Annotated in this window: 11 protein-coding genes; 7 read left to right on the top strand and 4 right to left on the bottom strand. The window is 62.0% G+C overall.

The genetic code is table 11. The features are described 5' to 3' along the window. Window positions 1-73: 73 nt before the first annotated feature. From FPT15_RS09145 to FPT15_RS09155, 3 genes are all read left to right on the top strand, one after another. Window positions 74-3,364, top strand: coding sequence for a DUF2126 domain-containing protein (locus FPT15_RS09145; protein WP_145160185.1), 3,291 nt, complete (start codon window positions 74-76; stop codon window positions 3,362-3,364). Between the two features lie 148 nt (window positions 3,365-3,512). After that, window positions 3,513-5,999 (top strand): circularly permuted type 2 ATP-grasp protein, encoded by a 2,487-nt coding sequence (locus FPT15_RS09150; protein ID WP_145160187.1) that lies wholly within the window; start codon window positions 3,513-3,515, stop codon window positions 5,997-5,999. Next, window positions 5,999-6,889, top strand: a complete 891-nt coding sequence (locus FPT15_RS09155; RefSeq protein ID WP_145160189.1) for a transglutaminase family protein — start codon at window positions 5,999-6,001, stop codon at window positions 6,887-6,889. The genes FPT15_RS09150 and FPT15_RS09155 overlap by 1 nt, the downstream gene beginning before the upstream one ends. A 46-nt stretch (window positions 6,890-6,935) precedes the next feature. Here the strand turns inward: FPT15_RS09155 and FPT15_RS09160 are convergent, their stop codons facing one another. After that, complete coding sequence (locus FPT15_RS09160; protein ID WP_106577640.1) at window positions 6,936-7,118, bottom strand: hypothetical protein; 183 nt, start codon at window positions 7,116-7,118, stop codon at window positions 6,936-6,938. 331 nt (window positions 7,119-7,449) lie between these two features. On the opposite strand from FPT15_RS09160, the gene azu reads away from it, so the two are divergent. Then, entirely contained in the window at window positions 7,450-7,896 is a 447-nt protein-coding gene (gene azu, locus FPT15_RS09170; protein WP_119737895.1) for an azurin, read from the top strand. Between the two features lie 239 nt (window positions 7,897-8,135). Here azu and nadE read toward each other — a convergent pair whose 3' ends face one another. The 3 genes from nadE to FPT15_RS09185 form a co-directional block, all read right to left on the bottom strand. Further along, a complete protein-coding gene (nadE, locus tag FPT15_RS09175; protein WP_145160191.1) occupies window positions 8,136-8,963 on the bottom strand; it encodes an ammonia-dependent NAD(+) synthetase in 828 nt (275 codons plus the stop codon). 3 nt (window positions 8,964-8,966) lie between these two features. After that, window positions 8,967-10,181 (bottom strand): nicotinate phosphoribosyltransferase, encoded by a 1,215-nt coding sequence (gene pncB / locus FPT15_RS09180; protein ID WP_065900159.1) that lies wholly within the window; start codon window positions 10,179-10,181, stop codon window positions 8,967-8,969. 214 nt (window positions 10,182-10,395) lie between these two features. Continuing rightward, a complete protein-coding gene (locus tag FPT15_RS09185; protein WP_145160193.1) occupies window positions 10,396-11,283 on the bottom strand; it encodes a LysR family transcriptional regulator in 888 nt (295 codons plus the stop codon). Between the two features lie 153 nt (window positions 11,284-11,436). Here FPT15_RS09185 and FPT15_RS09190 point away from each other — a divergent pair, with 153 nt between their 5' ends. The 3 genes from FPT15_RS09190 to FPT15_RS09200 all read left to right on the top strand — a co-directional run bounded on the left by FPT15_RS09190 (window position 11,437) and on the right by FPT15_RS09200 (window position 15,905). Then, complete coding sequence (locus tag FPT15_RS09190) at window positions 11,437-12,927, top strand: aldehyde dehydrogenase family protein (protein ID WP_145160195.1); 1,491 nt, start codon at window positions 11,437-11,439, stop codon at window positions 12,925-12,927. A 171-nt stretch (window positions 12,928-13,098) separates the two neighbouring features. Beyond that, the gene (locus tag FPT15_RS09195) at window positions 13,099-14,382 is read left to right on the top strand and encodes an FAD-binding oxidoreductase (RefSeq protein ID WP_145160197.1); all 1,284 of its coding nucleotides are present in this window, start codon (window positions 13,099-13,101) and stop codon (window positions 14,380-14,382) included. Window positions 14,383-14,768: 386 nt separating this feature from the next. Beyond that, window positions 14,769-15,905, top strand: a complete 1,137-nt coding sequence (locus FPT15_RS09200; protein ID WP_145160199.1) for a branched-chain amino acid ABC transporter substrate-binding protein — start codon at window positions 14,769-14,771, stop codon at window positions 15,903-15,905. Window positions 15,906-16,022: the final 117 nt, after the last annotated feature.

Here is a 16,022-nt window from a genome sequence, read left to right on the forward strand (position 1 = left end):
AAGCGCAATGACTGCCGCTCTGGCATAAGTCTTGCGCGCGTTGTGTCCATGCCCTGGCTCGCAGGAGGCCGCCGTGTCGATTCATGTCGCGTTGCACCACGTTACGCATTACCGCTACGACCGCGCTGTCGAACTCGGCCCACAGATCGTGCGTTTACGCCCGGCTGCCCATAGCCGCACGCGGATTTTGTCCTACGCACTCAAAGTGCTGCCGGAGCAGCACTTCATCAACTGGCAGCAGGACCCGCAGGGCAACTACCTGGCGCGCCTGGTGTTCCCGGAAAAGACTGACCAGCTGCGCATTGAAGTCGACCTGGTCGCCGAGATGGCGGTATTCAATCCGTTCGACTTTTTCCTTGAGCCCTACGCCGAAAAGATCCCTTTCAGCTACGCCGCCGATGAGCAGCGCGAGCTGGCGCCGTACCTGGAAACCCTGCCGCTGACGCCAAAGTTTGCCGCCTACCTGGCCGGCATCGACCGCACGCCCTTGCCGGCCGTGGACTTTCTGGTCGGCCTCAACCAACGCCTGGCGGCTGATATCGGCTACCTGATCCGCATGGAACCCGGTGTGCAAACCCCGGAGTTCACCCTGGAAAACGCTTCTGGCTCCTGCCGCGATTCGGCCTGGCTGTTGGTGCAGTTGCTGCGCAATCTGGGGTTGGCGGCGCGTTTTGTGTCGGGCTACCTGATCCAACTGACCGCCGACGTCAAAGCCCTCGACGGCCCGTCCGGCACCGACGTCGACTTCACCGACTTGCACGCCTGGTGCGAAGTGTATTTGCCCGGCGCCGGCTGGATCGGCCTGGATGCGACCTCCGGGCTGTTCGCCGGTGAAGGTCATATTCCGTTGGCCTGTAGTCCCGATCCATCGTCCGCCGCGCCGATCAGTGGGCTGGTGGAGCCTTGCGAGTGCGAATTTACCCACGAGATGTCGGTTGAACGCATCTGGGAAGCGCCTCGGGTTACCAAGCCCTACACCGAAGAGCAGTGGCTGGCGATCCAGGCACTGGGCCGGCAGATCGACGGCGACCTGCTCAAGGACGATGTACGCCTGACCATGGGCGGCGAGCCGACCTTCGTCTCGATCGACGACCCCGATGGTGCCGAGTGGAACACCGCTGCGCTGGGGCCGGACAAGCGTCGCCTGTCTGCCGAGTTGTTCCAGCGCATGCGCAAACACTACGCGCCCACGGGGCTGGTGCACTTCGGCCAGGGCAAGTGGTACCCCGGCGAGCAACTGCCGCGCTGGTCGCTCAATTGCTATTGGCGCCGCGACGGTGTGCCGATCTGGCACAACAGCGCGCTGATCGCCGATGAACAGGAAGATTACGGCGCCGACGGCGTGATGGCCGGGCGCTTCCTGGCCTGCGTCGCCGAGCGCCTGAAGTTGCCCGCGCGCTTTGTGTTTCCAGCCTTCGAAGACAACTTCTACTACCTGTGGCGCGAAGGTGCGTTGCCACAAAACGTCACCGCCCAGGACCCGCGTCTGAGCGACGACCTGGAGCGTGAACGCCTGCGCAAAGTCTTCAGTCAGGGCCTGGATAAGGTCATCGGCCAAGTGCTGCCGCTGGCGCGCACGGCCGCCAATGACCGCTGGCAGAGTGGGCGCTGGTACCTGCGCGACAACCACTGCCGCCTGGTGCCGGGCGATTCGCCGCTGGGTTATCGCCTGCCGTTGGCCTCGCAGCCTTGGGTGACCGCCGCGGAATACCCGTTCGTGCATCCGACCGACCCGAACCAGGATCAGCCGGAGCTGCCGACCACCGCGCAGTTGCAAAGCCACGGTGAACCCGCGACGAGCGATGAGCGCGTGCCGAAAGTCGACGAATCCGCCGACTGGCTGACCCGCACCGCCTTGTGCGCCGAAGCGCGGGAAGGGCGCCTCTACCTGTTCATGCCGCCGCTGGAGCGCGTCGAGGATTACCTGGAGCTGGTGGCCGCCATTGAAGCCACCGCCGAAGAACTGCACTGCCCGGTGTTGCTGGAAGGCTACGAGCCGCCGTTCGACACGCGCTTGAGCAACTTCCGGGTCACGCCGGACCCAGGTGTGATCGAGGTCAACGTGCAGCCGTCCGCCACGTGGGACGAGTTGGTCGAGCGCACCGAATTTCTCTACGAAGAGGCGCGGCAAACCCGCCTCACCACGGAAAAATTCATGATCGACGGCCGCCACACCGGCACCGGCGGTGGTAACCACTTTGTGCTCGGCGGCGCGACGCCCAAGGATTCGCCGTTCCTGCGCCGCCCGGACTTGCTGCGCAGTTTGATCAGTTACTGGCATAACCACCCTTCGCTGTCGTACCTGTTTTCCGGGCTGTTTATCGGCCCGACCTCCCAGGCACCACGGGTGGATGAGGCGCGTAATGACGCGCTGTACGAGCTGGAAATTGCCTTCGCACAAATGCCCGAGCCCGGCGAAGAATGCCCGCCGTGGCTGGTCGACCGCCTGTTGCGTAACCTGCTGATCGACGTGACGGGCAACACCCACCGCGCCGAATTCTGCATCGACAAGCTCTACTCGCCGGACGGCGCCACTGGCCGCCTGGGTTTGCTGGAACTGCGCGCGTTTGAAATGCCACCGCATGCGCGCATGAGCCTGACCCAGCAATTGCTGCTGCGCGCCTTGGTCGCGCGCTTCTGGCGTGAGCCGTACGCGCCGCCGAAACTGGCGCGCTGGGGCACCGAGCTGCATGACCGCTTCCTGTTGCCGCACTTCATCGAGCAGGATTTCGCCGACGTGATCGTCGAACTGAACGCCGCCGGTTACCCGCTGCGCGCCGAATGGTTTGCTGCGCACCTGGAATTCCGTTTCCCCAAGGTTGGCGACTACGCCGTCAGCGGCATCGAACTGGAGCTGCGCCAGGCTCTGGAGCCTTGGCACGTACTGGGCGAGGAGGGCGCGGTGGGCGGCACGGTGCGTTATGTGGATTCGTCGCTTGAGCGCTTGCAGGTGAAGCTGAGCGGGCTGCCACCACAACGCTATTTGCTGACGTGCAATGGCATTCCGGTGCCCCTGCAGCCCACCGGGCGTGTGGGTGAGTTTGTCGCCGGCGTGCGCTACCGCGCCTGGCGACCGGCCAACTGCCTGCAGCCGACCATCGCGGTGCACGCGCCGCTGGTGTTCGACCTGCTCGACACCTGGATGCAACGTTCGCTGGGCGGCTGCCAGTACCACGTCGCCCACCCGGGAGGGCGCAATTACGACAGCTTGCCGGTGAACGCCAATGAGGCAGAGAGCCGGCGCATGGCGCGGTTTTTCCGCTTGGGGCATAGCCCAGGCAAGTTGCCCGTGCCTCCTTTGGTTATCAATGATGAACTACCGATGACCTTGGATTTGCGGCGTTTCCCCAATAAAAATGACTGAATGCTGTTCAAATGTGAGAGCGGGCTTGCTCGCGAAAGCGGTGAATCAGTCGATATATGAGTTGATTGACCCGCCGTATTCGCGAGCAAGCCCGCTCCCACATTAGACTGTGGTGACTTTGACTTCCCTTGCCTCTGCCGAGCGTTCCATGTCCGACTTGCTCGACCGTTACCCGCTGACCGCGGGCACTTACCACGAACTGCTGGACGACAGCGGCGCGGTGCGTGCCCATTGGCAGCGCTTGCTTGATCACCTGCAACGCAGCGCGCCCGCGCAATTGGCCCAGCGCCAGGCGCTGCTGACCCGGCAGATCCAGGAAAACGGCGTGACCTACAACGTCTACGCCGACCCCAAGGGCGCCGATCGCCCGTGGGAGCTGGATTTACTCCCGCATGTGCTGGCCGCCGATGAGTGGCGGCACCTGTCGGCCGGTATCGCCCAGCGTGCGCGCCTGCTCAATGCCGTGTTGGCCGACCTGTATGGCCCGCAGCTTCTGATCAAAGAAGGCCTGCTGCCGGCTGAGCTGGTGTTCGGGCATAACAACTTCCTCTGGCCGTGCCAGGGCATCCAGCCGCCGGACGGTACGTTTCTGCACCTGTACGCCGTGGACCTGGCGCGCACCCCGGATGGCCGCTGGTGGGTCACCGCCGACCGTACCCAGGCGCCTTCGGGCGCCGGTTATGCGCTGGAAAACCGCACCATCGTGTCCCGCGCCTTTCCGGATTTGTACCGCGACCTGCAGGTTCAGCACCTCACCGGTTTCTTCCGCACGCTGCAGGAAACCCTGGCCCGCCAGGCTTCCTGTGACGACCAGTCGCCGCTGATCGTGTTGCTGACGCCGGGGCGTTTCAACGAGAGCTATTTCGAACACCTGTACCTGGCGCGACAGCTTGGCTACCCGTTGGTGGAAGGCGGCGACCTCACCGTGCGCGACAGCACCGTGTTCCTGAAAACCCTCAGCGGCCTGCGCCGGGTGCACGCGATCATGCGTCGCCTGGACGACGACTTCTGCGACCCGCTGGAACTGCGCACCGACTCTGCCCTGGGCGTGCCCGGCCTGCTGGATGCCGTGCGCCAAGGCAATGTGTTGGTGGCCAATGCCCTGGGCAGTGGCGTGCTGGAGTCGCCGGGCTTGCTCGGCTTTTTGCCGAAGATCAACCAGTTCCTGTTTGGTGAAGAATTGATCCTGCCGTCGATCGCCACCTGGTGGTGCGGTGAGGCGCCGGTGCTCGCCGAGGCCCTGGAGAAACTGCCCGAGCTGCTGATCAAGCCGGCGTTTCCATCGCAAAGTTTCTCCCCGGTATTTGGCCGCGACTTGAGCGACGAACAACGCCAGGCGCTGGCCGAACGCATGCGTGCGCGGCCTTATGCGTATGTCGCCCAGGAGTTGGCGCAACTGTCCCAGGCACCGGTGTGGCATACCGTGGATGACCATTTGCAACACCGCGCCATCGGCATGCGCGTGTACGCGGTGGCCAGCGACGAGGGCTACCGCGTGCTGCCCGGGGGCCTGACCCGTGTGGCGGCCGAGGCCGACGCCGATGTGGTATCGATGCAACGCGGCGGCGCGAGCAAAGACACGTGGGTGCTGGGCGAGCGTACGGCGGGTGGCGAACAGTGGCGCGCGCAGCGGCCAATTGGCGCCCACGATCTGGTGCGCCGCGACCCCTACCTGCCGTCACGCGTGGTGGAAAACCTGTTTTGGTTTGGCCGTTACTGCGAGCGCTGTGATGACAGTGCGCGCTGGCTGCGGATTGTGCTGGCGCGGTATGTGGACGGTGACGATCCGTTGGCCTTGCAGGCGGCGGTCGAGCTGGGCGAGACCCTGCGCTTGCTGCCCGAAGAAGGGGAATTGCCCGAGCGGCTGCTTGCCGCCTTGCTTGGCGATGACTGGCCATCAAGCCTGCGCGCCAACCTGCAGCGTCTGCAGTGGGCGGCGTCTCAGGTGCGCGGCAAGCTGTCGCGGGAAAACTGGCAGGCCTTGGTCGAGCTGCAGCGCGAAGCCTTGGAGCTGGAAAGCGAGACCCCGGACTTCGGCGAACTGCTGGATTTCCTCAACCGCCTGGTGATGTCCCTGGCGGCGCTGTCCGGCTTTGCCCTGGATGACATGACCCGCGATGAAGGCTGGCGCTTCTTGATGATGGGCCGGCGCATCGAGCGTCTGCAGTTTCTGAGCAGCAGCCTGGCAGCGTTCCTGCGTGGCGTGGCGGTGTTTGATCAGGCCGGGCTGGAGTGGTTGCTGGAGTTGGGTAACAGCAGCATCACCTATCGCTCGCGTTACCTGGCGGTGCCGCAGTTGATCCCGGTGCTTGACCTGTTGTTGCTGGATGAGCAAAACCCGCATGCGGTGCTGTTCCAGCTGAAGCTGGTCAGCCGCACGTTACGTCGTCTCAACGATGACTTCGGTGTGCCTCGGGAAACCGGGCTGGCGCCGTTGGTGGAGCGCCTGGCACGTTTCGACCTCGGTTGCCTGGAGAACCCGCTGTTCGGCGAGTCCAGCGTGCGTGCCGCGTTGGGCGGCCTGGCTGACCTGCTGCAAGCGGTGGCCGATGAGAGTGGGCAAGTGTCGGATCGCCTGGCGTTGCGTCATTTTGCCCATGTGGATGATGTCAGCCAGCAGACGGTGTCGGTGTGATGAGTGCGCGCTACCAGATTTTTCACGATACCCACTACCACTACGACAGCCCGGTGTCGCTGGCGCAGCAGCTGGCGCACTTGTGGCCACGGCCGTGCGCGTGGCAGCGTTGCAGTTCGCAGCAACTGGAAATCAGCCCGGAGCCGACGGCGCGTCGCGATGAGCTGGACGTGTTCGGCAACCCGATCACTCGGCTGGCGTTCGAACGGCCCCATGATGAGTTGCTGGTGAATGCAGGGCTGACCGTCGAAGTGCTGGCGCGGCCTGCGCTGGATTTTCAGCAGTCGCCGGCCTGGGATCAAACCCGCGACAGCCTGACTTACAGCAGCCAGCCGCTGTCAGCCGAATTGATCGAAGCCTGCCGCTATCGCTTCGAATCGCCCTACGTGCACCTGAAAAAAACCTTCGTCGAGTTTTCCGAAAGCTGCTTTCCGCCCGGCGAGCCGTTGCTGCTCGGCGTGCAGGCGTTGATGGAGAAGATTTTCAGCGAGTTCACCTTCGATGCCGAAGCCACCCAGGTCGCCACGCCGCTGGTGGAAGTGCTGGAACGCCGACGCGGCGTGTGCCAGGACTTCGCCCACTTGATGCTCGCCTGCCTGCGCTCGCGTGGCCTTGCAGCGCGGTACATCAGTGGCTATCTGCTGACGCAGCCACCGCCCGGCCAGCCACGGCTGATCGGCGCCGATGCGTCGCACGCGTGGGTTTCGGTGTATTGCCCGGTGTCGGGCTGGGTGGATTTTGATCCGACCAACAATGTGCAGCCGGCACTGGAGCACATCACCTTGGCCTGGGGCCGGGATTTCTCGGATGTGTCGCCGTTGCGGGGGGTGATTCTGGGAGGAGGGAACCATGACCCGGAGGTGCGGGTGACGGTGATGCCGCTGCAATAGCAGTGGATTGAGGCGAGCAGGGAAAGCCTGCTCACCTCAACAGAATTTATTCAGCCGGGTCTTTCGGTGTCTCGGTTTCGTCGGTTGCCACTTCACCTTCGGCATCCGGGTTCAGTGCACTTGCTTCTTCATCTGCAGCGGCTTTCTTGCGTTGCAGCTTTTCCTCTTTCTTCTGCTCCTTGGCCAAGTCTCTCTGACGTTTGGCGAAGGAGTAATTAGGTTTGGCCATGGGCGATCCTCTAGGGTCGAAGGTGAGGGTGGCGGCGCGCAGCTGCCTTGGGTCGCTATGGTAGCAGCTTAGCGGCGCGGTTGGCCTTCACTTACCGCAGGCATACGCGGCCAGCAAGCCGTTGAACAGTTGATTCAGATGCATGGCGCGGGCTCCAGGGGGGATGAGCCGATCATAAGCAGGTGGTCGAACTTTGGCTGGTAGATTGTGTTGATCAGTCTGATAGCCTAAAGTTGTATACAATCTGTTGATTCAGATCATAAGAATTCAGGCCTGCTTGAGGCACCCTTGTCGCAATACGCGTTTTTTAAACCCTGCCATGGAGATTCACATGTTTGCCAAAATCGTTGCTGTTTCCCTGCTGACACTGGCGAGCGGCCAGTTGCTTGCTGCAGAGTGCGCGGTCACTGTTGATTCCACCGACCAGATGTCCTTCAACACCAAAGAAATCACCATCGACAAGAGCTGCAAGACGTTCACCGTAAACCTGGAACACTCCGGCAGCTTGCCGAAGAACGTCATGGGCCATAACTGGGTGTTGAGCTCCGCCGCCGACATGCCTGGCATCGCCAGCGACGGCATGGCCGCCGGTATCGAAAAGAATTACCTCAAAGACGGCGACACGCGCATCATCGCCCACACCAAGATCATTGGTGCTGGCGAGAAAGATGCCGTGACCTTCGATGTGTCGAAACTGGCCGCGGGTACGGATTACGCGTTCTTCTGCTCGTTCCCAGGCCACATCTCGATGATGAAAGGCACTGTGACCGTCAAGTAAGCCGACCCTGGTCGAAAAAAAGCGCCTTGCGGGGCGCTTTTTTGTGGGCGTTGAATACCTTGTAGCGAGCGGGCTTGCCCCGCGTTGGGCTGCGCAGCGGCCCCAAAACCTGCAACTCAGTGTTACTGAATCACCGCGGTTGGCTTACTGGGGCTGCTGCGCAGCCCAACGCGGGGCAAGCCCGCTCGCCACAACAAGCCCGCTCGCCACAACAGGCCTGCTCGCCAAAAAAATACGTATCACGGCGCGAAGGGCATGACCCGCTTGTGCTCGGTTTTGCGATACGTGTCGCAAATGATCTTGAACGCTTCTTCACGCACTGGCTCGCCGTGCAGGAAGGCATCAATCTCGGCGTACGTCACGCCGTGGGATGCTTCGTCCGGCTTGCCGGGCGACAAGTCTTCGAGGTCGGCCGTCGGGACCTTCTCCACCAGCGATTCCGGCGCGCCAAAGTGTCGAGCAATCGCACGTACCTGGTTTTTCACCAGCCCGCTCAGCGGCGCCAGGTCGCAGGCACCGTCACCAAACTTGGTGAAAAAGCCCATGACCGCTTCCGCCGCATGGTCGGTGCCGATCACCAGGCCACCGGCCGCGCCAGCGATGGTGTACTGCGCCACCATGCGCATGCGCGCCTTGGTGTTGCCCAGTACAAAATCACGCGACACCGCCGCCTTGCCTTCAAAGGCCGCCACTTCATTGGCCAGGGATTTGACCGCCGGGCCGATGTTCACGGTGTGGCGCTCGTCCGGTTCGATGAAGTCCACCGAAGCCTGAGCGTCGATTTCGTCGAACTGGGTTTCGTAAGGCAGGCGCACGGCGATGAAACGGTAGGCCGCGTCGCCGCTGCTGGCACGCAGTTCGTGCATCGCACGTTGGGCCAGCAGGCCTGCGGTCAGGGAGTCGACGCCACCGCTGATGCCCAGCACCAAGGTTTTTAGCCCGGAATTGCGCAGGCAATCCTGGATAAAGGTCACGCGGCGGGCAACTTCGGCCTCCAGGGCGGCCTGGTCCTTGAACGGGGCTTGGACCTTGAGCTGCTGCGCAATCTCACGCTGTACGGCTTGCATGATTCACTCCTTGCTGGAAAGGGCAGGTACTTTGAAAACGTGACGCAAATAGGCGACGAAATTCGGATCGGTGCAGTGGGTCTTGCCCGCTTCATCGGAGATTTTCGCGACGGGCTGGCCATTGCAGGCCGTCATTTTAAGCACGATGCTCATCGGCTCAACCCCTGGAATGTCACAGGTCAGGTTGGTGCCGATGCCGAAGCTGACATTAATGCGACCGCGCAACGCGCGGAAAATCTCCAGGGCCTTGGGCAGCGACAGGCTGTCAGAGAACACCAGCGTCTTGCTCATCGGCTCGATGCCGAGCTTGTGGTAATGGGCGATGGCCTTTTCTGCCCACTGCACCGGGTCACCGGAGTCGTGGCGCAAGCCGTCGAACAGCTTGGCGAAGTACAAGTCGAAGTCGCCGAGGAAGGCATCGGTGGTGATGCAATCGGTCAGCGCGATGCCCAGCAGGCCCCGGTATTCGCGGACCCAGCAGTCGAGCGCGGCGATCTGGCTGTCGATCAGGCGCGGGCCGAGTTGCTGGTGGGCCATGATCCATTCGTGGGCCATGGTGCCGAGCGGCTTCATGTCGAATTCGCGAGCCAGGTGCACGTTGCTGGTGCCGACGAAGCGGCCTGGGAAGTCGTGCTTGAGCACGCTGACCACTTCTTCCTGTACCCGGTACGAGAAGCGCCGGCGCGTGCCGAAGTCGGCCACCTGCAGCTCCGACAGCTCGTCGCTGCTGGCGTTGGCGGTCAACCAGTCGAATTTGCGATACAGCTGCTCGCGGGCCTGTTCGAGGATCACGGTCTGGTAGCGGTAGCGGTTACGCACTTCGCTGACGATGGCCAGCATCGGCACTTCAAACAGGATCACATGCAGCCACGGCCCGCGCAGGCGAATGAATAGCTCGCCGTTTTCGATGCCGGTTTGTACATAGCGCAGGTTGAAGCGGAACAGCCCCAGGAAGCGCAAAAAGTCCGGCTTCATGAAGCTGATGCGCTCCAGAAAGCCCAATTGATCCGGGCTCAGGCTCAGCTCGGCGAGGCGCTCGATCTGGTAGCGGATTTCCGCCAGGTACGGGCGCAGGTCTTCGCTGTTGCGGCAACGGAACTCCCATTCAACTTCCACATTCGGGTAGTTGTGCAGCACCGCCTGCATCATGGTCAGCTTGTAGAAGTCGGTGTCGAGCAAGTTCTGCACGATGCGATCGGCAAACACACTCTCGCTCATAACGGGAATCTCCAGACGGGTCGACGATGGGCGCCGACCTTTACGCACTATTAAGGAATGGCGCTAGTGGCGCATAGACCCGTGGGGTTTTGCCAGTGATTTTTTCGGAATGGTCACTGGCCCTATCGCAGGCAAGCCAGCTCCCACACTTGAAATGCATTCCAAATGTGGGAGCTGGCTTGCCTGCGATGGCGGTGGTGCAGCCAAAAAAGCGCTAACCCTGTTCCATCATCCACTTCACAAAATCGCGCACCTTGGGCACCTCCGCCGAATGCTCCGGATACGCCAGGTAATACGCATCCTGGCTGGGCAACGCATGCTGCCAGGGAATCACCAGCTTGCCTTCCGCCAATTCTTCTTCCACCAGAAAACGTGGCAGCAGCGCCACGCCACAGCCCACCTGCGCCGCACGAATACACATATAGAAGGTGTCGAAACGCGGGCCGTGGTAGCTGTGTTCGGTGTGGAAACCCTGGCTGGCGAACCAGTCATGCCAGCCTTGGGGCCGCGAGGCGTTCTGCAGCAGCACCAGGTCGCTGAGTTGCGTGGGGTCAGTGAACGGCTGCGCAGGGAGGCTTTCCGGCGCGCACACCGGCACCAGTTCTTCGCTGAACAATTTCAGGCTCTCGGTGCCGGGCCGTGAGCCCTGGCCGAAGTAGAAGGCCATGTCGGCCTTGCCTTGCAGCAATTCGTCCGGCTCCTGCTCGTTGCACAGGTCCAAATGGATGTGCGGATGGCGCAAACGCCAGCCCTTGAGGCGCGGCACCAGCCAGCGCGCGCCGAAGGTGTAGGGCGTGGACACCCGCAGCACTTCGGTCTCGCCGCCGTAGGAGCGCAGGTAATGGGTGGACATCTCCACCTGTGTGAGGATTTTTCGCACTTCCACCAAGTACAAATCGCCCGCCGGGGTCATCTGCAAGCGGCGGCGCACCCGGCGAAACAGCAGGTGTTGCAGCAACTCTTCCAACTGCGCGACCTGTTTGCTCACCGCGCTTTGCGTGAGGTTCAGTTCCTCGGCGGCGCGGGTGAAGCTCAGGTGGCGGGTGGCGGCTTCGAAACACTGCAGGGCGGTGATCGAGGGCAAATGTCTTTTGTTCAGCACGGCACGCCTCTTTTTATTCTTTGCATGAATAAACGGAATGATATCTCGCCTAATCGTCGTTTGTTGGCAAGTCTTGGGCCAGCTACAAATAAGGCCTGGATCGCCGTGTCTGTGGCGGCGCGAATTTTCTGTTTGAAATTGAAGGAGTGACCCATGGTTGCCGCATTGCTTGATCGTCTCGGGGTGAGCCCGGCGCTATACCAGTCGGGTAAACAACCCGTGCATTCGCCGATCGACGGCAGCCGTATCGGCAGTGTGCACTGGGAAGGCGCCGCCGAGGTGGAGCAACAGGTCAGTCGCGCCGAGCATGCATTCGAGGCTTGGCGCAAGGTGCCGGCACCGCGTCGTGGCGAGCTGGTGCGCCAGTTCGGCGACGTATTGCGCGAATACAAGGCAGACCTCGGCGAGCTGGTGTCCTGGGAAGCCGGCAAGATCACCCAGGAAGGCTTGGGTGAAGTGCAGGAAATGATCGACATCTGCGACTTCGCCGTCGGCCTGTCCCGCCAGTTGTACGGCTTGACCATCGCCTCTGAGCGCCCGGGCCACCATATGCGTGAAACCTGGCACCCGCTGGGCGTGGTCGGCGTGATCAGCGCCTTCAACTTCCCGGTGGCCGTGTGGGCGTGGAACACCACGCTGGCGCTGGTGTGCGGTAACGCCGTGATCTGGAAACCGTCGGAAAAGACCCCGCTCACCGCGCTGGCGTGCCAGGCGCTGTTCGAGCGTGTGCTGAAAACATTCACCGATGCGCCCGAGTACCTGAGCCAGGTGATCATCGGCGGCCGCGACGCTGGCGCCGCGCTGGTCGATGACCCGCGCGTGGCACTGATCAGCGCCACCGGCAGCACCCGCATGGGCCGCGAAGTGGCGCCCAAAGTCGCCGCGCGTTTTGCCCGCAGCATTCTCGAACTGGGCGGCAACAACGCAATGATCCTCGGCCCAAGCGCCGACCTGGACATGGCCGTACGCGCCATCCTGTTCAGCGCCGTCGGCACCGCCGGCCAGCGTTGCACCAGCCTGCGCCGCCTGATCGCGCATGAATCGGTCAAAGAAGAAATCGTCACCCGCCTCAAGGCGGCCTATTCCAAGGTGCGCATCGGCCACCCGCTGGAAGGCAACCTGATCGGTCCGCTGATCGACAAACACGGCTTCGAAAACATGCAGGACGCCCTGGAGCAGGCCTTGAGCGAAGGCGGCAAGGTGTTCGGCGGCAAGCGACAGCTGGAAGATAAATTCCCGAATGCCTACTACGTGTCGCCCGCGATTGTGGAAATGCCTGAGCAAAGCGATGTGGTGTTCACCGAAACCTTCGCACCGATTCTGTATGTGATCGGCTACAGCGACTTTGCCGAAGCCCTGCGTTTGAACAACGCCGTGCCGCAAGGCCTGTCGTCGTGCATCTTCACTACCGATGTGCGTGAAGCCGAGCAGTTCATGTCGGCGGTGGGCAGCGACTGCGGCATTGCCAACGTCAACATCGGCCCCAGTGGCGCGGAGATTGGTGGCGCGTTTGGCGGTGAGAAAGAGACTGGCGGCGGGCGCGAGTCGGGTTCGGATGCGTGGCGCGGCTACATGCGTCGCCAGACCAATACCGTGAATTACTCGCTGGAATTGCCGCTGGCGCAGGGCATTACCTTCGACTAAATCCCTGTCGAAACGCGGTTAAAAATGTGGGAGCGGGCTTGCTCGCGAATGCGGTGGATCAGCTGTATATCTGTTGACTGACACACCGCTTTCGCGAGCAAGCCCGCTCCCACATTTGACCTCATTTGCAGTTCGGAAAAGTGGTTTGTTAGGTCTCATCGGAGTCTGGCAATGGCATTACGCGAAGCATGTTTGTGGGAACACCTTACCCCTGGCCGCCCGGACCGGGCCGCGCTCAAGGGCGAGGTCAAGGTCGATGTGTGCGTGATCGGCGCCGGGATCACCGGGTTGTCGGCAGCCGTGCATTTGCTGGAGCAAGGTAAAAGCGTCGCCGTGCTGGAGGCCCATCGCACCGGCCATGGCGGTTCGGGGCGTAACGTCGGGCTGGTGAATGCCGGTATGTGGATTCCCCCGGACGAGATCGAAGCCGGTTTCGGCGAGGCGGTGGGCAGCCAGCTCAACCGCATGTTGGGCGCAGCGCCGTCACTGGTGTTCAGCCTGATCGACAAGTACGGCATCGATTGCCAACTGCGCCGCGAGGGCACCTTGCACATGGCGCACAACGCCCGTGGCGAGGCGGATTTACGCAGTCGTGAAGCACAATGGAAGCGCCGTGGCGCGCCGGTTGAATTGCTGACCGGGCAAGCCTGCGAACACGCCACCGGCACTAAAAAGATCGCCGCCGCACTGCTGGATCGGCGCGCGGGCACCTTGAACCCGATGGCCTACACCAGTGGTTTGGCGAATGCGGCGGTTGGCCTGGGCGGGCAGCTTTTCGACCATTCCCCGGTCACCCGGCTGGAGCGCCAGGGCGCAACCTGGTCGGTGCAAACCGCGCAGGGCTCGGTGCAGGCTGCACAAGTGGTGATAGCTTCCAATGCCTACACCGAAGGCGAATGGACTGAGCTGCGGCGCAATTTCTTCCCAGGCTATTACTACCAGGTCGCCTCGGCGCCGCTGACGGACGACGCTGCCCAACAGATCCTGCCTGGCGGGCAGGGCTCGTGGGACACACGCCAGGTGTTGAGCAGCATCCGCCGCGATGCAGACGGCCGCCTGTTGCTCGGCAGCCTGGGCAACGGTAGTCAGAAACCCGCCTGGTTCCTCAAGGCGTGGGCCGATCGGGTGCAGCAGCATTACTTCCCGTACCTCAAATCGGTGCAGTGGGAATACACCTGGACCGGCTGCATCGCTTTTACCCCTGATCACCTGATGCGTCTGTTCGAACCCGCGCCGGGCCTGGTGGCGGTGACCGGCTATAACGGGCGCGGCGTGACCACCGGCAGCGTGGTGGGCAAGGCATTTGCCGACTATTTGTGTCACCAGAATGCCCAGGCCTTGCCGATTCCCTTCGCACCGATGCAACCGCTGGCCGGGGTGGGCTTGCGCAGTTGCCTGTACGAAGCCGGATTTTCGCTGTATCACGCGGGCCAATGCCTGCGGATCGTGATCTGATCAGCGAAATACCTGTCAGAAGCCTGCATTTTCTTAGCAGGCTACTAATCTGTATTGGTGCAAGTCGTAGCAATCACGCACTGTAAATGTGCAGTTCCGTTACGCACATTGTTACAGGCGTAGGAACTGTCGTTTATCCGTCTGGTTGCAGGTGCGACCTGCCAGGGTTGTACTTTTTTGCTCCATCGGTTGCACCTCTCGGTGCTAGACGGTTGCACGTGCTGGCAAAAGGAGTCGAAACGCCTGTAATAACAATGACACCGTGTCTTTTTGAAGAATAAAAAAGTAATGGCACGCGGCTTGCTCTGGGCTTTCCCTGAAAGTTTCAGTTGAAGGTTCGCAGTGAAATCGTAGTGCCAATAAACAAAAACCTCGGAGCACCACTCATGTCCCAGACGTTTTACAAGAAAGGTTTTCTGGCCCTCGCCGTTGCAGCGGCGCTGGGTGTTTCTGCGTTTGTTCAAGCTGATGTGAAGATTGGCGTAGCGGGGCCGATGACGGGCGCCAACGCAGCTTTCGGTGAGCAGTACATGAAGGGTGCCCAAGCGGCAGCCGATGTGATCAACAAGGCCGGCGGGATCAACGGCGAGCAACTCAAGCTGGTGGCCGGCGATGACGCCTGTGAGCCGAAGCAGGCGGTGGCCGTCGCCAACCGTCTGGCAGACCAGGACAAAGTGATCGGCGTGGTCGGGCACTTCTGCTCCTCCAACACCATCCCGGCCTCCGAGGTGTACGACGAAGCCGGCATCATCATGATCACCCCGGGTTCCACCAACCCACAGGTGACCGAACGTGGCCTGGGCGCGGTGTTCCGTATGTGCGGGCGTGACGACCAGCAAGGCATCGTCGCCGGCGACTACATTGTCGATGTGCTCAAGGGCAAGAAAGTCGCGGTGATCAACGACAAAGACACCTACGGCAAAGGTCTGGCTGACGCCACCGCTCAGCAGTTGACCAAACGTGGCGTCAAGCCGGTGCTGGAAGAAGGCCTGACCCGTGGCGAGAAAGACTTCAGCGCCCTGGTCACCAAAATCCGCTCCACCGGTGCTGATGTGGTGTACTTCGGCGGCCTGCACCCTGAAGCCGGTCCACTGGTGCGCCAGATCCGTGAAGCGGGCCTCAAGGACGTCAAGTTCATGTCCGATGACGGCATCGTGACCGACGAACTGGTCGCCACCGCGGGCGGCGCGCAATACGTAGACGGCGTTTACATGACCTTCGGCGCCGACCCGCGCCTGCTGCCAGACAGCAAGACCGTCGTGGAAGAGTTCCGCAAAAACGGCACCGAGCCTGAAGGCTACACCCTGTACGCCTATGCCTCGATCCAGGCCCTGGCCGCCGGTTTCAACGGCGCCAAGTCCAATAAAGGCGAAGACGCCGCCAAGTGGCTGAAATCGCACCCGGTCAAAACCGTGATGGGCGAGAAAAACTGGGACGCCAAGGGCGACCTGAAGATCTCCGACTACGTGGTTTACCAGTGGGATAAAGACGGCAAATACCACCAGCTGGAAAAGCAGAAGTAAGAACAAACACGATCGTTTAAGCGCCTCGATCCCCTGTGGGAGCTGGCTTGCCTGCGATAGCGGTTTCACATGCAACACAGGTGTTGGTTGTCAGTCCGTCATCGCGGGCAAGCCCGC

The sequence above is a fragment of the Pseudomonas sp. RGB genome (assembly GCF_007713445.1).
Lineage (GTDB): Bacteria > Pseudomonadota > Gammaproteobacteria > Pseudomonadales > Pseudomonadaceae > Aquipseudomonas.